This window comes from Mycobacterium sp. 852002-51961_SCH5331710 (assembly GCF_001665535.1).
Classification (GTDB): Bacteria; Actinomycetota; Actinomycetes; order Mycobacteriales; family Mycobacteriaceae; genus Mycobacterium.
The window spans coordinates 1-23,527 of the sequence record NZ_LZSQ01000025.1 but is presented as its reverse complement, the minus strand read 5'-3'; the positions used below and the strand labels follow the sequence as shown (position 1 = coordinate 23,527).

Below are 23,527 nucleotides of genomic sequence, written 5' to 3'. Positions count from 1 at the left end.
CAGATACTCATTGGTATCTTGATCCGTGGGCCGCGATCCCAATGCGGCGCGCAGGAGGCGTTGTGAGCGATCTGTCGAACAAGAAGTCCGTTGTCGCCGAACCGATCAGCGGCGCCATCGGTCTCGGCGAGAACAAACCGCGGTCGTCGGACACCGTCAAGATCTGGGCGGGCGTGGGTGCGGTGTTCCTGGCGCTGACGCTCTACGTCATCATCCGGTGGGTCAGCGGGCCCTACTTCGAGCCGGTCGCGGGCGGCCCGACCGAACCGCCGCTCTACATGAAGATCCCGCTGATCGCCAACGCCGTGGTGCTCTGGGTCGGCCTGCCATTCGCCCTGTGGTTCTTCATCATCCGGCCCTGGGTGCGCGAGAAGCGCATCACGCTCGACGGCATGCTGCTGGTGTCGATGGGCTTGATGATGTTCCAGGATCCGATGCTCAACTACTACAGCACCTGGTGCACGTACAACGCGTGGCTGTTCAACCAGGGGTCGTGGGCGCCGCACATCCCCGGCTGGGTGGCTCACGAGGAACCCGGCCACACCGTGCCCGAACCGCTGCTGACGAACATTCCCGGCTATGCGTACGGAGTCCTGCTGCTCACCATCGTCGGATGTGCCGTCATGCGCAAGATCAAGAACCGGTGGCCGTCGATCAGCAATCTGCGACTCGTGCTGGTCACCTATGCGATCGCCATCGTCTTCGACTTCATCATGGAAGGCCTGATCCTGCTGCCGATCGGCTTCTACTCCTACCCCGGCGCCATCCAGTCGCTGTCGATCAACGCGGGTACCTATTTCCAATATCCGATCTACGAGGGCTTCATGTGGGGTGGCGTCCAGGCGGCGCTGTGTTGCCTGCGCTTCTTCACCGATGACCGGGGCCGCACCGTGGTCGAACGCGGACTGGACGGCATTCGAGGCGGTGTGGTCAAACAGCAGTTCGTGCGGTTCCTCGCGATCTTCGGCGGTGTCAGCGCGTGCTTCTTCGTCTTCTACAACCTGCCCGCGACGTGGCTCGGCATGCATGCCGACCCGTGGCCCGAGGATGTGCAGAAGCGGTCGTACTTCAACCCCGGGATCTGTGGCGAGGGCACCGACCGGCCGTGTCCCAACCCTGACCTGCCGCTTCCCACCAAGCACTCGGGGTTCATCGACCACGACGGTCAGCTCGTACTGCCGGAGGGAGTTACGATCCCGCCCGTCGTGCCCATACAGCGCCCGAACAACGATGACGGTCAATAACTTTCGGCCATCGGTCGAGACGGGTGTGAACCCGCCGTTCTACCGACCGGTCGGCGAGGAGGTCGAGGTGTTTCGGGCTGCGGCCCGGCGGGGCCTGCCCGTGCTGCTCAAAGGGCCCACCGGCTGCGGGAAGACGCGTTTCGTCGAGGCCATGGCCCATGACCTGGGCCGTGAGCTGATCACCGTCGCCGGGCACGAGGACATGACGTCGGCCGACCTTGTCGGCCGCTTCCTGCTCAAGGGCGGGGAAACGGTGTGGGTGGATGGGCCACTGACCCGGGCCGTGCGCAACGGCGCCATCTTCTACCTCGACGAAGTGGTGGAGGCGCGTCAGGACACCACCGTGGTGATCCATCCGCTCGCCGATCACCGCCGCGAACTGCCCGTCGACCGGCTGGGCACGACGTTGGCGGCGGCCCCGGGGTTTCAGTTGGTCATCTCGTACAACCCGGGTTATCAGAGCGTCCTGAAGAACCTCAAAGAGTCGACGCGGCAACGCTTTATCGCCCTCGAGCTCGGTTTCCCCCCAACCGAGATCGAAGCGGAGATCGTGGCGCACGAGGCGGGTGTCGATACCGCGACGGCGCGGTCCCTCGTTCGGGTCGGCCACGCCATCCGCGGCCTCGACAGTTCATCTTTGCGCGAGGTGGCCTCGACCCGAATGTTGATCCTCGCCGGCGGTCTCGTTGCCGAGGGGCTGAACCTGCGCACCGCCGTCCGGTCGGCGGTCGTTCAGGTGCTCTCCGATGACGCCGATGTCGTTCGCGCCCTCGGCGAACTCGTCGACGCGGTGCTGCCCGGCGCGTGAACACCGGCGGTCCCGAGCGGTTCCGATTCCTCGCGACGTTCGCCGCGGGTCGGCCCGTCGATGTCGCCCACGCCCCGGCGGGGGTTCCAGCGCACACCGATGGCGCCGTGGTCTTCGTCTCGGCAGGACGCTCGACCGACGAGCAGCGCCGTGAAGTGCTGGTGCAAAGTGCCCTGCTGGCCGCCGGCAGCCTCGAGCAGCATCTCCTGAACTCGTTACGAGCACGGCCGTCGACGGCACGCCGGTATCTATCGCTGGAGGGACGCCGGGCGCTGGCCGAACTCGCCTCGCGGCTACCCGCGGCGGCGGCGTTACCCGTCGACGGTGAGAAGATTACCGCGAGTCCCGAGGAGTCGCTCGAGATCGCCAGGGGACGTGGCCAAGTCGCGGATCCACCGGATTGGTTCGGTGTCATCAAGCCGTCCCGGGTGAATTCCCCTCACACCGCCGGCGGCAGGCCCACCGCGCAGGACCTACAGATGCAGGTCGATGCCGCCGATGTCGCGGAGGATTCCGATGACGACGACGGACCTTCCGAACGCAGCAAGATCCTGAAGTTGTTCGAGGCGCCAGTCGTTCTGACGCAGGCGTTCTCGAACTTCCTGCGAAACATGCTCGGCACGTCACGCTCGTCCGCTGACGACGTCGGCGGTGAATTGAAGGTCGGCTCCACCGTGCGAGCGCGTGCCGTCGGGGTGCACGCTCGACCGCTCCCGACGCGGATCGAGTTCACCGATGCCGGTAGGCCGGCAGCGGCGCTGGGCATCGGCGGGGCGCTTCACCCGGAATGGGACGTGTACAGCGACAGGTATCGCCCCGACCACTGTCGGGTGCTCGACTTTCCGTTGGCCGTCGAGGCCGACGTCTCGGCCTCGGGTGTCGCGCACGATGAGATGCTTCGGCGCCGACTATCCCGTGTGGGGCTCGGGCCTAAAGTGCTGCGCGGACGGCCGGACGGTGAAGAACTCGACATCGAGGCCCTCATCGACCTTTTCGTCGATCTGCGCTCGGGCTTCTCGCCGCCGGAGCACGTGTACACCGAACGTCGCATGCTCGCCCGCAATCTCGGCGTGCTCATCCTGGTCGACGCCTCCGGATCGGCCACCGACACCGACGCGGAGGGACTTGCGGTTCACGATCACCAGCGGCGCGCAGCGGCCACCCTCGCGGCCACGCTCGAGGAGCTCGGGGATCGGGTTGCCGTGTATGCCTTCCGGTCGCAGGGACGGCACGCCGTCCACCTACCGGCGATCAAGACGTTCGAACAACGCTTCGGGGCACTCAGCCGGGCACGTTTGAATCAACTGCAGCCGTCGGGCTTCACCCGTCTCGGCGCGGCGATCCGCGGCGCCGGGCGGATCCTCGAGGCGGAGGCCGGCACCCCCAACAAGCTGCTGCTCGTACTGTCCGACGGCCACCCCTATGACGACGGCTACGAAGGGCGCTACGCGGAAGCCGACGTGCACAAAGCCCTCGAGGAGATGCGCGTCGACGGCGTTGCGTGCCTGTGCCTTTCGATCGCTTCCAGCACGACCGCCGACACGCTCGGCCGTGTCTTCGGCTCGGCCGGTCCTGCCAGCGCTGCCACGTTGGCCGAGTTGAGCCCGCGGATGGACGAGCTGTTCCTGGCGTCGCTGCGCGAGTTCGCCGCGCCCGCCCCGCGGTAAGCACCCCCCTTTTTCTTCGGCGAGCAGACGCATAACTGCCCAAAATTGGCGAAAAAGCGGCAGGTTTGCGTCTGCTCGCCGAATGAAATCAGCGCGCGGGCAGGCCTAGCACCCGCTGCGCGATAATGTTGCGCTGGATCTCCGACGCCCCGCCCGAGATGGTTCCGGCGTAGGAACTGATGTAGCGGGTGAACCAGTCGGCGGTGAAAAGGTCCGGGCTGTAGGGGTTGTACTGCGCCGTGAGCCCGGGACTGCGCAAGCCGTCCGCGCCGGCGGCATCGAGCGCATACCCCAACGCCTTCTGCTCGGCCTCCGATCCGAACAATTTCAACACCGAGATGCTGGGGATGTCGCGTTCACCCCGCGCCGCCTGCCCCAGGGCGACGGAACCCAGCAGGCGCAGCGCTTCGTAGTCCATCGCGACCGTCGCGTAGCGGTCCCGGTTCACCGCGCCCACCGGGTCGAAGTCCTGCAGAAGCTGATCGAGTCGGTTGGCGAACGCCATCCACATCATCGTCCGCTCGTGGCCCAACGATCCGTTGGCCACTCGCCAACCCTCGTGCAGTGGACCGACGAGGTTTTCCGCGGGCACCCGCACACCGGTGAAGAACACCTCGTTGAAATCGAGGTCGTCTCGGCTGTAGACCGAGGCGAACGGCCGGCGCTCGACGCCCGGGGTGTCGGTGGGTATCAGCAGAGCGCTGATTCCCTTGTGCTTGGGCGCATCCGGGTCGGTACGTACGAACGCGAGGATGACGTCGGCGTCATGTGCGCCCGACGTCCACACCTTCTGTCCGTCGACGACGAACTCCTCCCCGTCGCGTACCGCGCGCGTGGCCAGCCCCGCCAGATCCGAGCCCGCACCCGGTTCGCTCATACCCAGCGAGGCGGTCATCTCGGCACGCAGGATCGGCACCGCCCACCGTTGCTTCTGCTCATCGGTGCCGAATGACAGCAGCGACGCGGCGATGATGCCCACACCCTGCGGGTTGAAGGCGTGGTAGATGCGGCGGCGCGCCAACTCCTGGCGGTGCACGAACTGTTCGAGGACTCCGGCGTTGCGGCCGCCGAACTCCGGCGGGTTCCCGGGCAGCAGCCAGCCGTGGTCGAACAGCAACCGCTGCCAGCGACGTGCCCACTGCGGCACGTGGGCCGTCGACCGCGAACGCTCCGCGGCCGCCTCGGCCTCAGCAGGCAGGTGCTCGTCGAGGAAGGCGACGAACTCCGCGCGGAACGCCTCCACCTCGGCATCGAAGGTGAGCTGCACCCCGCCAACATATCAAGTACTTAACATTTGCGGCGCGGTGCGCTAAGACTTAATGAATGCTCGACGGCGAGAAGATCCTCATCACCGGCGCGACAGGCAAGATCGCGTTCCCCATCGCGCGGGAGTTGGCCCGAAACAACGAGGTGTGGGGCGCCGCTCGCATGCGCGATCCCGCGGACCGCGACCGGTTGACCGACGCCGGTGTCGTCCCCGTCGCGCTGGACGTCAGCGAGGGCGACTTCTCGGCGCTGCCCGACGATTTCACCTACGTGTTCCACGCCGCGGTCGATCCCGGCGCCGGGGACTGGACAGACTGCCTTCAGACCAATGCGCAGCGTTCGGGCGACCTGTTACACCGCTACCGCGGCGCCAAGGGTTTCGTCTTCTGCTCGACCGGTTCGATCTACGGATACCAGGGCCGGCGTCCCCTGACCGAATCCGATCCGCCAGGGGTGCCGCTGCGGGCGAACTACAGCTTTTCCAAGGTCGCCGCCGAGGCCGTCTGCACCTGGGTCGCCCGACAGTACGAGATTCCATTGACGATCATCCGGATCTGCTCCACCTACGGGCCGGAGGGAGGCACCCCCGCAGACCGGCTCGAGGCCATCCTGAACCGCAGGCCGATTCGGCTGCATCCGGACCGTCCCAACAACTACAACCCCATCTACGAGGACGACTACGTCATGCTCGGGATCAGGGCCATGGAGGCGGCGGATACACCGCCGGTCGTGGTGAACTGGGCGGGCAGCGAAACGGTCAGCGTCGAGGAGTACTGCACCTACATGGGTGAACTGGTCGGCGTTGAGCCGATTTTCGAGTACACCCCCGATGCCCACACACCGCTGTGGCCCGACGTCACCCGCATGCACGAGGTACTGGGTCGCACGACGATCGGCTGGCGGGACGGCTTCCGCCGCATGGTCGAGGCGCGCCACCCCGAAATCAAGCTGTCCCAGCCGGATTCGGTGTAGAGGAGATGGCGATGCACCTGCCGGGCACACCGTCCGACGAGGTCCCCGAGGTCTTGGCGAACGGCGACGGGGACGTCACCACCATGTTCGTTTCGATGGCGCGCCGCCACCCCGGCGGGGCCGATGCGGATTACCTGCGCTGGCACAGCCTCGACCATCGACCCGAACAGCACCGGATGTCCGCGGTGCGCGCATCGCTGCGCCTGGTGTCCACCCCCGAGTGTCGTGCCGCGCGCGCAGCGAACGAAAGTCCCTACGACGCCATCGATCACGTGATGACGTACTTCTTCACCGGGGTCGAGGGCATGGAACCGTTCCTCGCACTGTCCAAGGCGCTCGGCGACGCGGGCCGCAAACTGCCTCTGCTGCCACCTGTCGAACGCGGTGTATACGACGTTGGGCAGCGGATTGCCGCCGCGCGGATCAAGGCCGGCGCCGACGTGCTGCCGTGGTGGCCGAACCGCGGGGTCTACCTGCTGCTGGAACGAGGGACCGGTGCGCTGGACGACCTGGTGGGTGTCGACGGGGTGGCCGGCGCGTGGGCCGCGACGTCGCTGCCGGTCGAAGCCCGGCTCGCGAGCGCCCCTGCCGGACAGACACTTACCTACTGTTTCCTCGACGACGAGCCGGTAGCCGTCGCCGAGAGGCTACGACCGGTCTTGCAGAGTCGCTGGGAGGGCGGCATCAAACCGCTCCTCGCGGCACCGTTCCACGCCGTCGTGCCCTACGAGTGGGACCGCTACGTGCCATGAGACGGAGGTGTGAATGCGCGTCGGTTTGATGGTCGGCTCCGACAAGGAGCGGCCCCGCGCCGAACGGTTGAACGGTCTGATCGACGATGGAAAGGCCGCGGAGAAACAGGGTTTCGCGTCCTTCTGGATGCCGCAGGTGCCCGGCTATCTCGATGCGATGACGGCCGTGGCGCTGCTCGGAAACGCCACCGAGCGCATCGAGATCGGGACTGCGGTGGTTCCGATCCAGACCCGCCATCCGCTCATCATGGCCCAGCAGGCACTCACCACTCAGATCGCCTGTGGCGGCAGGTTCACCCTGGGAATCGGCCCGTCACACCACTGGATCGTCTCCGACCAGCTCGGCCTGTCCTACGACAAGCCCGCGCGGTTGATTCGTGACTACCTCGAGGTGCTCGACGCGGCGTTCGGCGGACCGGGCGCCGTCGCCGTCGACAACGGCGCCTATCGCGTGCACAGTCCGATCGACGTCACCGACGCCTTCACCGTCCCGGTATTGGTGGCCGCGCTCGGTCCGACCATGCTGCGGATCGCCGGAGAGCGCACCGGCGGAACCATCCTGTGGATGGCTGACGAACGCGCGATCGGTGACTACGTGGTGCCCCGCATCACGGCAGCGGCGAAAGACGCGGGCCGCGAGGGTGTCCGGATCGTCGCCGGTGTTCCCGTCGCGCTCTGCGCGGACAGCGAAGTCGATACGGCCCGAGCCTACGCCAGCGAGGTCCTCGGTCACGCCGACTTCTCCCCCAACTACGTCCGCCTGCTCGAACACGGCGACGCCGAAGACGTCGGCGACACCATGGCCGCCGGCGACGAGGCGACCGTCGAGGCGCGGCTGCGCGGCTACCGCGACGCCGGCGTCACCGACCTGGCATTGCGGGTGGTTCCGCTCGGGCAGGACGCCGCCCAACGACAGGCCTCACGTCAGCGCACTCAGGAATTCGTCGCGTCGCTGGTATCGGAGTTCGCTTCGGGCGCATAAGCTCCCATGAACTCGATGGGCACCTCGCCGGCGACGTGCATCCGGAACTGCACCTCCATCCCCATCACCTCGGCCAAGAACGCGGTGAAGGTGTGCGCCGAATGGCTGCGCATGACGACGTCGTGCAGGTCGGGCATGTTCCGCCTTCCGATGTGCCTACGATCCGAGCATCACCAGGCCGCCGTCCACGGCGACGAGTTGTCCCGTCATGAAGTGCGAACCCTCGCTGCAGAAGAACACCAACGCGGGCCCGAGATCTCGAACGGGATCGCCGAGCGCCCCACCGAGCGGGATCGATGTCTTCAGCTGCTCGTCCATGAATTCGGCGGCGGATCCGAGGAATTCGCGCAGCCGCTCGGCGCCCGGCGTCTGCACCGCGGGCGCCAGCGCGATCACCGACACCTTCTCGGCCGCCCACGTCCTGGCGGCCGATCGGGTCCACGCCGCCACCGCCCCCTTGGTGGCCGCATAGACCGCCGAGAGCGGGCTACCCATCACGGCCTCGGCCGAGCCGAAGTTGATGATGCGGCCGCCGCCGTCCTCGCGCATCACGGCGTACGCCGACTGGTTCGTGAGGATCGTGGCTTTGACGTTGGTGTCGAACAGGGAATCGATGTCGTCCGCGGTGATCTGACCCGGTATCCCCGCCTGCCACAACCCCGCGGCATTGAGCAGCACGTCGAGGCCGCCCATCTCCTCGGCCGCGGCCCGCACGGTCCGCTCGACGGCGTCGGCGTCTCGAACGTCGCACGGCATCCACGACACCCCCGCCACGTCGGGTGGTTCCGTCGTGTGGCGGGTGGCGACGACACGCGCGCCCACCTCCGTGAGCACCTGCACCGCCGCCGCGCCGATACCGCTCGCCCCGCCGGTCACCAAGATGCGTCTACCGTCGAGTGCCGCGACCATCCTTAGATAGTTGGACAAACGTCAACTATTTGCAAGCACCGAATGCGCTGTTACAGTGCCGATGTGTCCAGGGTCAGCGGCGATGTGATGGCTGACGGTGGTCAACGGCGCGCGTCTTTCCAGCGCGCCCGTTCGCATGAGACCAAGCGGGCCCTGGTGCAGGCCGCGATGGCGCTGTGGCGCACGAACGGATACTCCAAGACGACGGTCGCGGACATCTGCCGGGCCGCCGGCGTGTCCCGAGGCCTGTTCTACTTCTACTTCCCCGCCAAGGAGGACATCCTCTTCGAGGTCGGCCTGCTCTCGACGCGGGCTGCGCAGAAAAAGGTTCGGGCGCTCCTGCGCGCTGATTACGACGTCGAGGCCGCCATCGGCGAGGCGTTGCGCAGCCTGGAACGGTCGATGGCGCGCAATCCGCGCGAGCTGATCATCCAGACGATTCTCGAGGGCTACCGGCACGAACACCGGATCCTCGCGGGCGAGTCGGTCGACGACACCGCCGACGCCGACATGTTCGGCGAACTGTTCGCCCGTGCGCAACAGGACGGGAAGATCGCCGCCCACGTCGATGTCGATCATCTCTCCCGGTTGGCGGGCATGCATGTCAGCGAGGGCGTGCGGCACTGGGCCAGTGGAAGTTTCGGCGACCGGTCGTTCTCCGAAGTCGTCACCGACGATATCGCCGCACTGGTCGTCGGGTTCAACACGAGGCAGCCAGAGGCGCGACGAGCCTGACGGCGCAGACCTGAGAGGAAGGAGACCACGATGGCGTTGGATTTCGAAACCGACCCCGAGTACCAGAAGGTCCTCGACTGGGCCGACGAATTCGTCAGGGAGGAGGTCGAACCGCTCGACCTGGCGTTCCCCGACCAGCAGTTCGTGCCACTGGATGCCAACCGCCGCAGGGCGATCGATCCGCTCAAGGACGAGGTGCGCCGGCGGGGGCTGTGGGCCACCCACCTGGGCCCCGAACTCGGCGGCCAGGGTTACGGCCAGCTGAAACTCGCGCTGCTCAACGAGATCCTCGGCCGCTCCCAGTGGGCGCCGATCGTGTTCGGTTGTCAGGCACCCGACACCGGAAACGCCGAGATCATCGCCCACTACGGCACCGACGCGCAGAAAGAGCGCTATCTGCGCCCGTTGCTCGACGGCGAGATCTTCTCCTGTTACTCGATGACCGAACCGCATGCCGGCGCCGATCCCACGCTGTTCAAGACCACCGCGGTGCGCGACGGTGACGACTGGGTGATCAACGGCTGGAAGTTCTTCTCCTCCAACGCCAGAACGGCGTCGTTCCTGATCGTGATGGTGGTCACGAACCCCGACGTCAGCGCGTACCAGGGCATGTCGATGTTCTTGGTGCCGACCGACACCCCGGGCGTCAACATCGTGCGCAACGTCGGTCTGCACGGTGAACGTGACGACGAGGGTTCGCACGCGCTGATCCACTACGACAATGTGCGGGTGCCTGCCGACGCGCTGCTCGGCGGCGAAGGCCAGGCGTTCGTCATCGCCCAGACCCGCCTGGGCGGCGGCCGCATCCATCACGCGATGCGCACGATCGGACTCAGCCGCAAGGCGTTGGACATGATGTGCGAACGCGCCCTCAGCCGCGAGACCCAGGGCAGCAGGCTGTCCGAGAAACAGTTCATCCAGGGCTACATCGCCGACTCGTACGCGCAGCTGCTGCAGTTCCGGCTGATGGTCCTCTACACCGCGTGGGAGATCGACAAGTACAACGACTACAAGAAGGTGCGCAAGGACATCGCCGCCGTCAAGGTCGTGATGCCGACAGTGCTGCACGACATCGCCTGGCGCGCAATGCAGGTCCATGGCGCACTCGGGGTCACCAATGAGATGCCCTTCCTCGGCATGGTCACCGGCGCCGCGGTGATGGGGCTGGCCGACGGTCCGACCGAGGTACACAAGGCGACGGTGGCCAAACAGGTGCTGCGTGACTACGCACCCAGCACCGACACCTGGCCGACCGAGTGGATCCCCGCCAAACGGGAGAAGGCGCGGGCGAAGTTCGCCGAGTACCTCGAGAACGAGGTGGGGAACCTGTGAGCGAGGACGCGATCGACGTTGCACGCCTGACCGATTGGATGGATGCGGCCGAGTTGCCCGGCAAGGGCGAGCCGCTGCAGACCCGGTTCCTGTCCGGCGGCACCCAGAACGTCATCTACGAACTGCGCCGCGGAGAACACAGTTGCGTGCTGCGAATGCCGCCGCCGAGCGCTCCCCCGGACCGCGACAAGGGAATCCTGCGCGAGTGGCGCATCATCGAGGCGCTCGACGGCACCGAAGTTCCACACACCGAGGCCGTCGCCGTCTGTGAGGACGCCGCGGTGTTGGGCCGCCCGTTCTACCTCATGGGCTTCGTCGACGGATGGTCGCCGATGGACCTTCAGGACCGAAAGTGGCCGGAGCCGTTCGACTCCGATCTCTCCGCGCGCGGCGAGCTGGCTTATGAGCTCGCGGAGGGTATCGCGCTGTTGTCCAAGGTCGACTGGAAAGCCAAGGGGCTGCAGGACCTTGGTCGGCCCGACGGTTTCCACGAACGTCAGGTCGACCGGTGGATCGCGTTCTTCGACCGGATCAAGGGCCGCGAGATCGACGGCCTCGACGTTGCCACCGATTGGCTGCGCACGCATCGGCCGCTGGACTACATCCCCGGGTTGATGCACGGCGACTACCAATTCGCCAATGTGATGTACCGGCACGGGGCGCCCGCGCGGCTGGCCGCGATCGTGGACTGGGAGATGGGCACCGTCGGGGACCCGAAGCTGGACCTCGGCTGGATGGTGCAGAGCTGGCCCGAGGACACGTCGGCGCCGACGGAGTCGGAGATGGGGTACGTCGACATGCGCGGGATGCCCTCGCGCGCAGAGGTTGTCGATCATTACGCGAAGGTCTCCGGGCGCCAGGTCGACGACCTCGACTATTACCTGGTGCTGGCGAAGTGGAAACTCGCGATCGTGCTCGAGCAGGGTTTCCAGCGCGCCGGCGACAACGAGAAGCTGCTCGCCTACGGCCCGGTCATCGTCGAGCTGATGCGCTCCGCGGCCGAGCTGGCTGAGTCCAGCGACTACCGCTGACGCGAATTCAGCTGGCGGGCACCAGATCCGCGGCGACCGAGGCCATCATGCCGCAGCGGAACGTCTCGCAGCCACCGACGTCGACGGCAGCGGGTTCGCCGGCCGCGGTCAGGGCCTTGACCTTGAACGCCCGGGCGGCGGCGCTGAGGCGGTGCTCGACGGAGTCGACACTGCTGTCGAGTTCGGCGGGTACCCGCTCACCCCAGAGCGTCACCTCGGTCGCGCCTTGCTCGAGCGCGTTGCGCACGTGCTGCAGGACGCGCGCATCCCGGTCGATCATGTTCGCCGCGACGGCTACCGTCTGCGGGTGGGGGCGTTCCTCCCAGTCCGCCAGGACCGACTCGAGGTCGAGCGTCTCGGCACCCAGGATCGTCAGCGGACGGACGTCCTCGTCACCGCCGACGAGCACGGTGACGTCCCACCCCGCCATCACCCGGTCGTAGATCCAGCCACCGGCAAACTTCACCGCGTCCGTCACCGACGGGGCGACCACGTCCAGCCGGTACCTCATGTCGAGCTCCGCGGCGCCAGCTCGCGTCCCAGCGACTCGGCGTACCCCTTGAACACCTCGGCCAATTGGATCGATGGGTCGAGTAACCATAGGGTCTCCATTCCATAGGTGAAGGCGAGGATTTCCACGGCCTTGGTGGCCGCGTCGAGATCCGAGCGGTACTTGCCGCTTTCCTGACCGCGCTCGATGATCGCGGTGATGATGTCGACCGCGTCGCGGTAGCGCTTGACCAGACGGTCGTGCAGGGGCGCCTCGGGCGCGATGTTCTCGACCAGCAGCACGGTGAAGGTCCCGACGAGTTCGGGCGCGCGGTCGAAGCGTTCGGGCACCCGGCCGAGCTCGGTGACGAGGTCACCGGAGCGATAGTCGGCGTGGATCGCATCGTCGGCATCGCGGGCGTCGAGCACCGCGTTGAGCAGTTGTTCTTTGGACTCGAAGTGGTGCAGCAGACCCGCAGGGGTGACGCCGGCGTCCTTCGCGATCTGGGCCAGCGAGGTGTTGCGCCACCCGTTGCGCGCGAGCAGGCGTTCGGCCACCGCAAGGATGCGCTGCCTGCGATCCTCGCCCTTGGCGAGGAGCGTGGCATACGGCCGCGCGGACTCTGTGGCAGACACCGAACCCCTTCGTTCAACCAACCTAGTGAACACACAGTAGGTAGGTTTGAGCCCTGTGACAAGCGTCTCAGCCAAATTGCGTTTAGGCGCCCGTCACACCGCAGGTCAGCGGCGCATTTCAGGCTCGCCACCCGCCGCGCCCGCCGGTCATCACCCCGCCGGAGTGAACTCGATATGGAGCTCGGTGAGACCACGCAGCAAAAAGGTCGGGTCGTATGCGTAGTGGCGCTCACCGGCCGGACCGTGTGCTGACTCGCTGATCCGGATGTCGCGCATGCGTTCCAGCAACCGCTGCACGGTGATCCTGCCCTCCACCCGCGCGAGCGGCGCACCCGCGCAGGAGTGGATTCCGCGGCCGAACGCGATGTGCTCGCGCACGTTCTTGCGGTCCGGACGGAACTCGTGCGGATCCTCGAACTTGCGGGGGTCCCGGTTGGCCGCGCCGAGGCACAGCATCACGACCGTGCCCGCCTTCAACGGCACCCCGCCGAGCGTGGTGCTCTTGCGGACCAACCGGAAATCGACCTTCGTCGGCGACTGCATGCGCAGCGACTCCTCGATGAAGGCTCCGATTCGCTCCGGATGCTCGCGCAGCAGCTGCTGGAAGTCCGGCCGGTCCCCGAGGGTCTGGACCGCCGCGCTGAGCAGCTTGGTGACGGTCTCCTGGCCCGCGGCGAACAGGAAGGTCGCCGGCTTGACGACCTCGATCAGCTCCGGCGTCGAGCCGTCGGGGTACAGGGCGGTCGCCATTCCCGACAGCACGTCGCCGCGCGGTTCCCGACGACGCTCGGCAAGGTATCCGGCGAACTTGTCGTCGAGGTACTGCAGCGGATCCAAACCCACCGGCTCGCCGTCGAGTGCGCCCACCCGGCTACCGTCGGGACGCTCGGCGCCCAGCGCCGCCAGGAACTCCGGCCGGTCCTCCTCGGGAACCCCGAGCAGGTCGATGATCGCCGACGTGGCGAAGGGTTTGGCGTACTCGGACAAGAACTCACAGCGCCCGTTCCCGATGATCTGGTCGATCTGGTTGTCGACCAGCTGCCACATGTAATCCTCGTTCTCCTTGAGCCGACGCGGCGTGAGGAGTTTGGTCAGCAGGGAGCGGGCCCGCTCGTGCGCCGGTGGGTCCATCACCACCAGGTGCTCGTGGATCGGGAACAGATGGCGGTGTGCCTCAATCTGTTCGGTGATGTCGTCGCCCTCGGGGACGAACGGCAGCGGCGGGAACGGTCCGCCGATCGCGTTGACCGCCGAGAAGGAGTCGTGATCCTTGAACGCCGCCAACGCTTCCTGGTAACCGGTGACGGCGACGACGCCGTAGTTCGGTTCACGGAAGACGGGTCCCTGTTCACGTAGGTGGTCCCAATAGGCGTAGGGGTCCTGGCTGATCGCATGGTCGGAGAAGTAATCCACCGAGGCGAGATCGGTCATGAACGGTCGTCCTTTCGGTCCTGGCGTCCGCAACCCAATCTGATCGATCGATCAAACTGTTAGGATGCGCCATGCCTATCACAAGGCGCGACAGAGGGGCAAGCGTTCGAGCGGAGGGTCGCTGATGCCGCGCGCCGCGAACGCCAAACCGGCCGAAGCCGGGGCACGGCAACGACTCATCGAGGCCACCGCCAAGATCATGCGCGACGAGGGTTACGCCGCCGCGACGTCGCGACGCGTGGCCGCCGAGGCTGGGGTCAAACAGGCGCTGGTCTACTACTACTTCCCGACGATGGACGACTTGTTCGTCGAAGTGCTGCGGGCCGGCGCGGAGGTGTCCCTGGAGAACATGCGCGCCGCGCTCACCGACGACGACCCGTTGCACACGCTCTGGCTGATCAACAGCGATCTGCGTATGACGGGCCTCAACACCGAATTCATGGCTCTGGCCAATCACCGCAAGGTCATTCGCGCCGAACTGAAGGCGTATGCCGAGCGCGTCCGCGACATCGAGACGGCCGCGGTGACCGTCGCGCTACGCGCAAACGGCATCGATCTCGACGATTATCCGCCGGTGGCCGTCTCGATGTTGATCGCGCAGATCGCGCGCAGCCTGTGCAACGAGGACGCCGTCGGCGTCACGCTCGGACATGACGAGATGCGCGCCTTCATGCAGCGCTGGATGCGGTCGCTGAACGGCTCGCGAAAGTCCTGAGCGGCCCAGGTCGAGGGAACCCAACGCAACGCAACGCCCGTGGGCGACGCTTTCCGCCGACGCAGCGGCGCTGGACTGTTGACACCCGGCTCGATCGATGCCACGCTCCTGATCGATCGACCAAACAATTCGAGCGGCCAGAAGGTGGACACATGGGTGGACGAGTCGAGGGCAAAGTCGCGTTCGTGACCGGTGCGGCACGAGGTCAAGGCCGCAGCCACGCGGTGCGCCTCGCCCAGGAGGGCGCCGACATCATCGCCGTGGACGTCTGCAAGCAGATTTCCAGCAACGACGACATCCCGTGGGCGACACCCGATGACCTGGCCGAAACGGCGGACCTCGTCAAGAACCTGAACCGGCGCATCGTCACCGCCGAGGTCGACGTGCGCGACTACGACGCGCTCAAGGCGGTCGTGGACGGCGGCGTCGAGCAATTGGGCCGCCTCGACGTCGTCGTGGCCAACGCCGGCATCGGCAACGGTGGGGCGACGCTGGACAAGACGAGCGAAGATGATTGGCGCGACATGATCGACGTCAACCTCTCCGGCGTCTGGAAGTCCGTCAAAGCTGCTGTCCCCCACCTGCTCTCCGGAGGCAGAGGTGGCTCCATCATCCTCACCAGCTCGGTCGGCGGCCTCAAGCCGTACCCGCACACCGGCCACTACATCGCCGCCAAACACGGCGTGATCGGCTTGATGCGCACGTTCGCCGTCGAATTGGGTCAGCACTCGATCCGAGTCAACGCCGTCTGTCCCACGAACGTGAACACACCGCTGTTCATGAACGAGGGGACGATGAAGTTGTTCCGCCCCGACCTCGAGAACCCCGGACCCGATGACCTCGCCGTCGCCGCGCAGTTCATGCACGTGCTGCCGGTCGGCTGGGTCGAGCCCGAGGATGTGAGCAACGCGGTGCTGTTCCTCGCTTCCGACGAATCCCGCTACATCACCGGTCTTCCCGTCACCGTCGACGCGGGCAGCATGCTGAAGTAGTCCTCGTGAAGCTTGTCTTCAATCTGCCGCACATGCTGCGGGTCAAGGCGATGATGCAGCCGTGGGAGGTGTCGGTCACCGGCGCCGACCAGACGCGGATGGCCAAGTGTGCCGACGACTGGGGTTACGACATGATCGCGGTGCCCGAGCATTTCGCGATCCCGAACGACCACGTCGAACTATTCGGTCCGCACTATTTGCAGTCCACGGTCGCGCAGGCGTATCTTGCGGGCGCCACGCAGCGCATCATGCTCAATTCGTGCATCACAGTGCTGCCGTTGCAGCATCCGATCGTGTTGGCGAAGTCGCTGGCCACCGCCGACTGGATGAGCAGCGGCCGCATGATGGTCACGTTCGGGGTGGGATGGCTGGAACGCGAATTCGACCTCCTCGGCGTACCTTTCGGTGAACGTGGCCGCATCGCCGACGAATACCTGGCTGCGATCGTCGAGCTGTGGACCAGCGACTCGCCCCGGTTCGACGGCAAGTACGTGTCCTTCGAGGACATCGCGTTCGAACCCAAGCCCATCCAGAAGCCGCATCTACCGATCTGGATCGGCGGCGATGCCGACGCCGCGCTTCGCAGGGCGGCGAAGTACGCATCCGGGTGGTGGTCGTTTCTCACTGCGCCCGAGCGGATCGCCGACCGCCTCGACTTCATCAAGTCCCAGCCGGGTTACGACGGACGCCCTTTTGAGGTGGTGCACGGACTGGGCACAAATCGGGTCGGCGAGGGGCATGTGGCGCAGGACGATCCAGACGGCCGGCCGGGTATGAGCGCCGGCGAAATCGTCGATCGCTTGGGATGGCTCGCGCAGCAGGGCGTCACCGTGAGCGCGGTGCCTCTGCCACCCGTCAGCGGTGTCGACGAGTACCTCGACTATGCCCAGTGGGTCGTCGAGGAGATCAAACCGCAACTCCCCTAGCCGGTTTCGGTGCGCCTACAGCCCGAGCGATTTGGCGATGATCACCTTCATCACCTCGCTGGTGCCGGCGTAGATGCGGGCCACCCGGGCGTCGGTGTACAACCGCGCGATCGGATACTCCATCATGTAGCCGTAGCCGCCGAACAGTTGCAGGCAACGGTCCACCACCCGCTGCTGCATCTCGGTGCAGAACAGTTTGACGCGGGCCGCGTCCGCACCCGACAACTGACCCTCGACGTGTAGGGCCACGGCGCGGTCGAGCATCGCCTGCGCGGCCTCCACCTCCGTCGAACAGGCCGCCAATTCGAACTTGGTGTTCTGGAACGACGCCACCGGCGTGCCGAATGCCTTGCGGCTCTTGGTGTAGTCGATCGCGGCTGCGATCGCCGAGCGCGCTTGGGCCACCGATCCGACCGCGACGGTCAGCCGCTCCTGGGGCAGGTTGTGACCGAGGTAGCTGAAGGCTTCGCCCTCCTCCCCCAGCATGTTGGTCGCGGGCACGCGCACGTCAACGAACGACAGTTCGGCGGTGTCCTGGACCTTGCAGCCCATCTTCTCCAGCTCGCGACCGCGGGTGAAGCCGGGCATGCCGTCCTCGACGACGAACAGGGACAGCCCCTTACGACGGTTGTCGGGATCGGTCGAGGTCCGTGCCACGGCGATCACCAGGTCGGCCTGCATGCCGCCGGTGATGAAGGTCTTGGCGCCGTTGAGTATCCAGTCGTCGCCGTCACGGACCGCGGTGGTGCGTACACCGGCGAGGTCGGATCCGGTGCCTGGTTCCGTCATCGCGACGGCGGTCAGCAGCTCACCGGCCGCGAGCCCCGGGAACCAACGCTTACGTTGCTCTGCGTTCGCGTAGTGCAGAAAGTACGGCAGGATCACCTCGAGCTGGGTACGCACGGTCGACAGGGTGACCAGTGCGCGCGCGGCCTCCTCCTGAAGTACGACGTTGTAGCGGTAGTCCGGGATGCCGCCTCCGCCGTACTCTTCGGGGATCGCCATGCCCAGCATGCCCAGCGATCCCATCTGTTTGAACACCTGCCGAGGCATGCGGCCGGCCTTCTCCCACTCGGGATAGTGCGGGACCACTTCCTTTTCGACGAAGTCACGGGCGAGTTCGCGAAACGCCTCGTGGTCTTCGGTGAACAGGTCTCGTTGCACGCGGGTCCTCCGTGATCAGGGCAAGAGCATTGGCGACGGGTTCTGCCGCCATCGCTAGGCGATGAGTTCTACCGCCATCGCTAGGCGATGAGTTCTACCAGGGTGGCGTTCGCGGTTCCGCCACCCTCACACATGGTCTGCAGACCGAATCGAATCCCGTTGTCGCGCATGTGGTTGAGCATCCGGGTCATCAGGACCGCACCCGAGGCGCCGAGCGGGTGTCCCAGCGCAATCGCCCCGCCCAGCGGGTTGAGCTTGCTTTCGTCGGCGCCGGTCTCGGCGAGCCAGGCCAGCGGAACCGGCGCGAACGCCTCGTTGACCTCGAACACGCCGACCTCGTCGAGGCTAACTCCGGCCTTGTGCAAGACCTTCTCGGTCGCCGGGATCGGTCCCGTCAGCATCAGCACCGGATCGGCGCCGGTGACCGCGCCGGCGCGGTAGCGGGCGATCGGGGTCAGGCCCAGCGCCACGGCGTTGTCGGCAGCCATCACCAGCAGCGCGGCGGCCCCGTCGGAGATCTGCGACGAGTTCCCCGCGTGAATCACACCGTCGTCCTTGAATGCCGGCTTGAGCCCCGCGAGTTTCTCGACCGTGCTTCCCCGTCGCACGCCCTCGTCGGCGACGACGGGCTCACCGTCGGTGAACACCGGCATGATCTGAGATTCGAAGGCACCCTTGTCCTGTGCGGCCGCGGCCAGCTCGTGTGAACGCACCGAATACTCGTCGAGGCGGGTGCGCGAGAGGCCCCACTTCTGGGCGATCAACTCCGCCGAGATGCCCTGGTTGAAGGAGAAATCCCCGTAGCGCTCCAGCACTTTGGGGCCGTACGGCATACCGGTGGACCGCGCCGAGCCGAGCGGTACCCGGCTCATCACCTCCACGCCGCCGGCGACGACGACGTCCTGCTGACCCGACATCACCGCGTGGACAGCGAAATCGAGCGCCTGTTGGCTCGACCCGCAGGCGCGGTTGACCGTCGTGCCGGGGATGGTTTCGGGCCAGCCCGCCGCGAGCGCCGCATACCGACCGATGTTGCTCGACTGGTCGCCGACCTGCGAGACGCAGCCCCACACCACGTCGTCGACGATCTCGGGGTCGATGCCCGCCCGCTCCACGAGCGCGTTGAGCACGATCGCCGAGAGATCGGCGGCGTGCATGTCCGACAGCCCACCGTTGCGCTTGCCGACCGGCGTGCGTACCGCCTCGACGATCACCGTTTCACGCATTGTCCTTCTCCGATCCGGGCCGTACCGCCCATCGACCAGTAAATACGGCTTCGCGCTTCGCCGCGAACGCCGCATATGCCTCCGTCGAGTCCGCGGTGGCGAAGTTGCCGGGTTGCGCACGTGCCTCGTTGGCCAGCGCCTCGCGCAGCGTTGCGTTGGCCCCGTCGTTGAGCAGCGCCTTGCTCTGCGCGAGCGCCACCGGCGGTCCCGCCGCGAGCCGGGCGGCGAGGTCGGTGACGAAGCCGTCGATCTCGTCGGCGGGCCTCACCCACGTGACCAGCCCGAGCGAGCGCGCTTCCTCGGCGTCGATCGTGTCGGCCAGCAGCACCAGTCGTTTCGCTTGTTGCAGGCCGACCAGTTTGGGCAGCAGCCACGAGCCGCCGAGGTCGACCGACAGACCGCGCTTCGAGAAGATCTGACAGAACCGGGCTTCCGGCGTCGCCACCACGAAATCGCAACCGAGCGCGAGGTTCCAGCCAGCCCCCACAGCGACACCGGTCACCCTGGCGATGGTGGGTACGGACAACTCGTGCAGAGCGAGAGCGACGTCGGTGAGCCGACGCAGCTTGTGCCGCGGATGAATGTCCTCGGGTGTGCCGATGTCGGCGCCCGAGCAGAACGCCCCACCCGCCCCGGTGATCACCAACGCGCGCAGATCGGTGTCGCGGGCAGCGGCCCGCAGGGAATCGGCGAGCTCCTCCCACAGCTGCGCGTTGATCGCGTTCTTGCGGTCGGGCCGGTTCAGCGTCAGGGTCCGCACCCCGTCGCACTCAGAGGTCAGCAGCACGTCCTCGCTCACGAGTACGCGGGTCCGATCACTTTTTCGGCGCGCAGTCGCGCGAGATCCTCAGCGCTGAGCCCCAATTCGCCGAGGACGGCGTCGGTGTGCTGACCCAATCCGGGCACCGCGCCCATCGGCTGCTCGAAGCCGCTGATCACCGGCGGCGGACGCAGCGCGCGGATATCGCCTTTGGGCGTGGCGACGGTGCGCCAGCGGTCACGGGCGGTGAGATGAGGGTGCACGACGACCTCGCTGGGGACGTTGTAGCGGGAGTTACCGATCCCGGCGTCGTCGGCGATCTTCTGTATCTCGGCGAGATCGTGCTGGGCACACCAGGATCCGATCGCTTCCTCGAGGACCTCGCGGTGGGTGCAACGGTCGGGGTTGGTGGCGAAGCGCGGATCGTCGGCGAGGTCGGGACGGTTGATGATCTCGCGGGCCACCCGCTGCCATTCCCGGTCGTTGGTCGTACCGAGCACCACCGTCTGGCCGTCGCGCGTCGGAAACGCCCCGTAGGGCGCGACGGCGGGTGAGCCGACACCGAGCGGCTCCTGGTCGATACCCGAATGTTGCGTGTACGTCAGCTGGTATCCCATGACATCGGTCATCACGTCGAACAGGCTCAGCGCGACGGACGGGCCGGCGGCAGCGGTGTTGTCCCTGCCGCGCCCGACCAGCAGCGCCAGGATCGAGATCGCGGCGTAGAGGCCGGTGGAGAAGTCGGCCATCGCGGGTCCGGGCTTGGCCGGCATGCCCGGGTAGCCGGTGACCGCGCACGAACCCGCCTCGGCCTGAACGAGGAGGTCGTACGCGCGTTTGTGAGAGATCGGCCCGCCGGGGCCGTAGCCGTCGATCTCGACCGGGATCACGTTGGGATGCCGCTTGGCGAGGTCAGCGGGACCCAAGCCCATCCTCGCGGTCGCACCCGGTGCGAGGTTGGACACGAACGCGTCCGCCCGGTCGAGGAGGCGGTGCAGCAGTTCGATGCCCTCGGGCGCCTTGGTGTTCAGCGTCACCGACTCCTTGCCGCGGTTACACCAGACGAAGTGCGCGGCCAAACCACCGGGACCGTTGACGACGTCGTCGTAGTCGCGGGCGAAGTCACCACCATTGGGGTTCTCCACCTTGATCACCCGGGCGCCGAAGTCGGCGAGGACCCGGGTGCACATCGGTGCGGCCACGGCCTGTTCCATCGCGACGACCGTGACGCCGCTCAGCGGTGCTGCGCCGCTCACATCACCATTCCGCCGTCGACCGGCAGCACCTGTCCGGTGATGTAGGACGCGGCGTCGGATGCCATGAACACGAACGCCCCGGCGATCTCCTCGGGGTCGGCCCACCGCTTCATCGGGATGCGGTTCATCATATTGGCCGCGAACTTCTCGTTGGTGCGGATGGTCTCCGTCATCGGCGTGGCGGCCAGCGGCGCCAGCGCGTTCACCATGATCTTCTTCGTCGCCAGTTCGCGGGCAAGGGATTTGGTGAACCCGATGATGCCCGCCTTGGCCGCCGAGTAATTGACCTGGCCCAGTGTGCCCGTCAGGCCCGCCGCCGAAGTGACGTTGACGATGCGGCCCGTCCCGTCGGTGGGGATGTGCGGGAGCGCGGCCTGGGTGACGTTGAAGGCGCCCATCACATGGATGTCGAAGAGCAGTCGGAACGCCTCCTGCGTGGTCTTCTCGAACATCGCGGGTTTGGTCACGCCCGCGTTGTTGATGACGATGTGCAGTGCGCCGTCGGCGAGCGCGGCCGCCTGCGCGGCGGCGGCGTCGGCCGAGGCGCGATCGGAGACGTCCAACGCGGCGGCCTCCGCTCGACCCCCACTGGCCGAAATGCGTTCCGCGACAGCGGCGGCGCCGTCCTTGTCCAAGTCGGTGACGAGCACCGCGGCACCCGCGTCGGCGAGAGCCTGCGCGACTGCGGAGCCGATGCCGCCCGCGGCACCGGTCACCAACGCCGAACGGCCGGACAGATCGAAATAGTTGACCATCAGTGGTAGCGCTCCTCCGTCAGTAGCTGCGCGGCAGTCCGAGGACGTGCTCGCCGAGGAAGTTGAGGATCATCTCCTGGCTCACCGGCGCGATCTTCATCAGCCGCGACTCGCGGAAGTAGCGGGAGACGTGGTACTCCTCCGAGTAACCCATGCCGCCGTGCAATTGCAGGGCCCGGTCGGCGGCGCCGAAGCCGGCGTCGGCGCACAGATACTTCGCCGTATTGGCCTCTCGCCCACAGGGTTTGCCGTTGTCATAGAGCCAGGTGGCCTTGCGCAACACCAACTCGGCCGCGTCGAGCCGGGCCAGGGAATCGGCGAGCGGGAACTGCAGGCCCTGGTTCATCCCGATGGGGCGGTTGAACACGTGGCGCTCGTTGCCGTACTTGACGGCCTTTTCCAGCGCCACCCTCCCGATGCCCAGCGCCTCGGCCGCGATCAGCATCCGCTCGGGGTTGAGCCCGTCGAGGATGTACTTGAAGCCTTTGCCCTCCTCGCCCACCCGGTGCTCGACGGGCACCATCAGGTCGTCGATGAACACCTCGTTGGAGCTGACCGCGTTGCGCCCCATCTTCTTGATGGGCCGGATGTCGACGTGGTCGGGATCGAGGTCGGTGAGGAACAGCGTCATGCCGTCGGTCTTCTTGGTGACCTCGTCGAACGGTGTGGTCCTGGTCAGCAGCAGGATCTTCTCCGACTCCAACGCCTTGGAGATCCACACCTTGCGACCGTTGACGCGGTACTTGTCGCCCTCGCGTTTGGCGAAGGTGGTGATGCGCGAAGTGTCCAGCCCCGCACCGGGTTCGGTGACGCCGAAGCAGACATGCAGATCGCCGTTGACGATCCGCGGGAGCGTCTCGGCCTTGAGCTCATCGGAGCCGTGCTTGACAACGGGTTGCATGCCGAAGATCGACAGGTGGATGGCGCTCGCGCCGTTCATCGCGGCCCCGGAACGCGACACCTCCTCGAGCAGCAGGGTGGCCTCGGTGATGCCGAGACCGTGCCCGCCGTACTCCTCGGGGATGGTCATGCCGAGCCAACCGCCCTTGGCGATCGCGTCGTAGAACTCCCGCGGGAACTCGTGCGCGAGATCCTTCTCCATCCAGTAGTGGTCGTCGAACTTGCTCGCCAACTCACGAACGGACTTGCGGATCAGCTCCTGGTCCTCGGTCAGTTCGAAACTCATCCCGCCGGGCACGGTGGTTCTCCTCTTGTCGTCGTCTCGCAGCGAAGTGCGCCGGCGCGTGAACGCGACTTCCGCACCGGCGCACTGAAAAGACGTTGCTCGCGGCCCTGCGGCCGGAACTTCCGATACTTGCAGACTCCTCAGTCCTTGTTGCCGCTCACCTGCTTGGCACTGGCCGCGAAGTCGGCGAACGACGCGCCGGTTTTCTCTTTCTTTGACAGGGCTTGGATGGAGACGTCGTGGCCTTCGGCGGCTTTGCGGAGTGCGCCGACGGTGGCTTGTTCGCGGGTGAT

24 protein-coding genes and 1 pseudogene are annotated in these 23,527 nt (G+C 66.6%); 12 read left to right on the top strand and 13 right to left on the bottom strand.

From position 1 onward, the window contains the following. Positions 1-62: 62 nt before the first annotated feature. From A5752_RS04555 to A5752_RS04545, 3 genes are read left to right on the top strand one after another with little or no spacing between them, the layout of a single operon-like run. Positions 63-1,244: a spirocyclase AveC family protein gene (locus A5752_RS04555; RefSeq protein WP_067082685.1), complete on the top strand. Its 1,182-nt coding sequence runs from the start codon at positions 63-65 to the stop codon at positions 1,242-1,244. After that, positions 1,231-2,052, top strand: a complete 822-nt coding sequence (locus A5752_RS04550) for a CbbQ/NirQ/NorQ/GpvN family protein (protein WP_067082682.1) — start codon at positions 1,231-1,233, stop codon at positions 2,050-2,052. The genes A5752_RS04555 and A5752_RS04550 overlap by 14 nt, the downstream gene beginning before the upstream one ends. Beyond that, entirely contained in the window at positions 2,049-3,719 is a 1,671-nt protein-coding gene (locus tag A5752_RS04545; RefSeq protein WP_067082679.1) for a nitric oxide reductase activation protein NorD, read from the top strand. Before A5752_RS04550 ends, A5752_RS04545 begins: the two co-directional genes overlap by 4 nt. Before the next feature lie 88 nt (positions 3,720-3,807). Here the strand turns inward: A5752_RS04545 and A5752_RS04540 are convergent, their stop codons facing one another. After that, positions 3,808-4,986: an acyl-CoA dehydrogenase family protein gene (locus A5752_RS04540; protein ID WP_067082676.1), complete on the bottom strand. Its 1,179-nt coding sequence runs from the start codon at positions 4,984-4,986 to the stop codon at positions 3,808-3,810. A gap of 56 nt (positions 4,987-5,042) precedes the next feature. On the opposite strand from A5752_RS04540, the gene A5752_RS04535 reads away from it, so the two are divergent. From A5752_RS04535 to A5752_RS04525, 3 genes are read left to right on the top strand one after another with little or no spacing between them, the layout of a single operon-like run. After that, positions 5,043-5,957 (top strand): NAD-dependent epimerase/dehydratase family protein, encoded by a 915-nt coding sequence (locus tag A5752_RS04535; protein ID WP_067082673.1) that lies wholly within the window; start codon positions 5,043-5,045, stop codon positions 5,955-5,957. A gap of 11 nt (positions 5,958-5,968) precedes the next feature. After that, a complete protein-coding gene (locus A5752_RS04530; protein WP_067082742.1) occupies positions 5,969-6,709 on the top strand; it encodes a hypothetical protein in 741 nt (246 codons plus the stop codon). 13 nt (positions 6,710-6,722) lie between these two features. Then, positions 6,723-7,691, top strand: coding sequence for an LLM class F420-dependent oxidoreductase (locus A5752_RS04525; protein WP_067082672.1), 969 nt, complete (start codon positions 6,723-6,725; stop codon positions 7,689-7,691). Here the strand turns inward: A5752_RS04525 and A5752_RS04520 are convergent. Both A5752_RS04520 and A5752_RS04515 read right to left on the bottom strand, forming a co-directional pair. Continuing rightward, positions 7,643-7,828 carry a hypothetical protein gene (locus A5752_RS04520; protein ID WP_067082669.1) on the bottom strand — a complete coding sequence of 62 codons (186 nt, stop codon included), beginning with the start codon at positions 7,826-7,828 and terminating at the stop codon, positions 7,643-7,645. The two genes, A5752_RS04525 and A5752_RS04520, sit on opposite strands and share 49 nt — an antisense overlap. A 19-nt stretch (positions 7,829-7,847) precedes the next feature. After that, positions 7,848-8,600, bottom strand: coding sequence for an SDR family NAD(P)-dependent oxidoreductase (locus tag A5752_RS04515; protein WP_067082666.1), 753 nt, complete (start codon positions 8,598-8,600; stop codon positions 7,848-7,850). An 87-nt stretch (positions 8,601-8,687) separates the two neighbouring features. Between A5752_RS04515 and A5752_RS04510 the strand changes: the two genes are divergently transcribed. From A5752_RS04510 to A5752_RS04500, 3 genes are read left to right on the top strand one after another with little or no spacing between them, the layout of a single operon-like run. Next, positions 8,688-9,335, top strand: coding sequence for a TetR/AcrR family transcriptional regulator (locus tag A5752_RS04510; protein ID WP_197500540.1), 648 nt, complete (start codon positions 8,688-8,690; stop codon positions 9,333-9,335). A 30-nt stretch (positions 9,336-9,365) separates the two neighbouring features. Beyond that, entirely contained in the window at positions 9,366-10,667 is a 1,302-nt protein-coding gene (locus A5752_RS04505; protein ID WP_067082663.1) for an acyl-CoA dehydrogenase family protein, read from the top strand. 38 nt (positions 10,668-10,705) lie between these two features. Beyond that, positions 10,706-11,698, top strand: a complete 993-nt coding sequence (locus A5752_RS04500) for a phosphotransferase family protein (protein WP_502686665.1) — start codon at positions 10,706-10,708, stop codon at positions 11,696-11,698. A 7-nt stretch (positions 11,699-11,705) separates the two neighbouring features. On the opposite strand, the gene A5752_RS04495 is transcribed toward A5752_RS04500, so the two are convergent. From A5752_RS04495 to A5752_RS04485, 3 genes are all read right to left on the bottom strand, one after another. Next, positions 11,706-12,209, bottom strand: coding sequence for a hypothetical protein (locus tag A5752_RS04495; RefSeq protein ID WP_067082657.1), 504 nt, complete (start codon positions 12,207-12,209; stop codon positions 11,706-11,708). Continuing rightward, positions 12,206-12,823: a TetR/AcrR family transcriptional regulator gene (locus tag A5752_RS04490; protein ID WP_067082654.1), complete on the bottom strand. Its 618-nt coding sequence runs from the start codon at positions 12,821-12,823 to the stop codon at positions 12,206-12,208. Before A5752_RS04490 ends, A5752_RS04495 begins: the two co-directional genes overlap by 4 nt. Before the next feature lie 150 nt (positions 12,824-12,973). Beyond that, positions 12,974-14,254: a cytochrome P450 gene (locus A5752_RS04485; protein ID WP_067082651.1), complete on the bottom strand. Its 1,281-nt coding sequence runs from the start codon at positions 14,252-14,254 to the stop codon at positions 12,974-12,976. A gap of 124 nt (positions 14,255-14,378) precedes the next feature. Between A5752_RS04485 and A5752_RS04480 the strand changes: the two genes are divergently transcribed. From A5752_RS04480 to A5752_RS04470, 3 genes are all read left to right on the top strand, one after another. After that, positions 14,379-14,969, top strand: coding sequence for a TetR/AcrR family transcriptional regulator (locus A5752_RS04480; RefSeq protein WP_067082737.1), 591 nt, complete (start codon positions 14,379-14,381; stop codon positions 14,967-14,969). A gap of 152 nt (positions 14,970-15,121) precedes the next feature. Further along, the gene (locus A5752_RS04475; RefSeq protein ID WP_067082649.1) at positions 15,122-15,961 is read left to right on the top strand and encodes a mycofactocin-coupled SDR family oxidoreductase; all 840 of its coding nucleotides are present in this window, start codon (positions 15,122-15,124) and stop codon (positions 15,959-15,961) included. Positions 15,962-15,966: 5 nt separating this feature from the next. Continuing rightward, entirely contained in the window at positions 15,967-16,887 is a 921-nt protein-coding gene (locus A5752_RS04470; protein ID WP_067082647.1) for a TIGR03619 family F420-dependent LLM class oxidoreductase, read from the top strand. 15 nt (positions 16,888-16,902) lie between these two features. Here the strand turns inward: A5752_RS04470 and A5752_RS04465 are convergent, their stop codons facing one another. From A5752_RS04465 to A5752_RS27390, 7 genes and pseudogenes are all read right to left on the bottom strand, one after another. Next, positions 16,903-18,051: an acyl-CoA dehydrogenase family protein gene (locus A5752_RS04465; protein ID WP_067082644.1), complete on the bottom strand. Its 1,149-nt coding sequence runs from the start codon at positions 18,049-18,051 to the stop codon at positions 16,903-16,905. Between the two features lie 80 nt (positions 18,052-18,131). Further along, entirely contained in the window at positions 18,132-19,277 is a 1,146-nt protein-coding gene (locus A5752_RS04460; protein ID WP_067082641.1) for a thiolase family protein, read from the bottom strand. Beyond that, positions 19,270-20,064 carry an enoyl-CoA hydratase/isomerase family protein gene (locus A5752_RS04455; protein ID WP_082963748.1) on the bottom strand — a complete coding sequence of 265 codons (795 nt, stop codon included), beginning with the start codon at positions 20,062-20,064 and terminating at the stop codon, positions 19,270-19,272. Before A5752_RS04455 ends, A5752_RS04460 begins: the two co-directional genes overlap by 8 nt. An 8-nt stretch (positions 20,065-20,072) precedes the next feature. After that, the gene (locus tag A5752_RS04450; protein ID WP_082963747.1) at positions 20,073-21,293 is read right to left on the bottom strand and encodes a CaiB/BaiF CoA transferase family protein; all 1,221 of its coding nucleotides are present in this window, start codon (positions 21,291-21,293) and stop codon (positions 20,073-20,075) included. Then, positions 21,290-22,048 carry an SDR family NAD(P)-dependent oxidoreductase gene (locus A5752_RS04445; protein ID WP_067082635.1) on the bottom strand — a complete coding sequence of 253 codons (759 nt, stop codon included), beginning with the start codon at positions 22,046-22,048 and terminating at the stop codon, positions 21,290-21,292. The genes A5752_RS04450 and A5752_RS04445 overlap by 4 nt, the downstream gene beginning before the upstream one ends. Before the next feature lie 19 nt (positions 22,049-22,067). Beyond that, positions 22,068-23,234, bottom strand: a complete 1,167-nt coding sequence (locus A5752_RS04440; protein ID WP_067082631.1) for an acyl-CoA dehydrogenase family protein — start codon at positions 23,232-23,234, stop codon at positions 22,068-22,070. A 140-nt stretch (positions 23,235-23,374) separates the two neighbouring features. After that, a pseudogene (locus A5752_RS27390) lies at positions 23,375-23,527 on the bottom strand (amidohydrolase family protein); the annotation flags it as partial.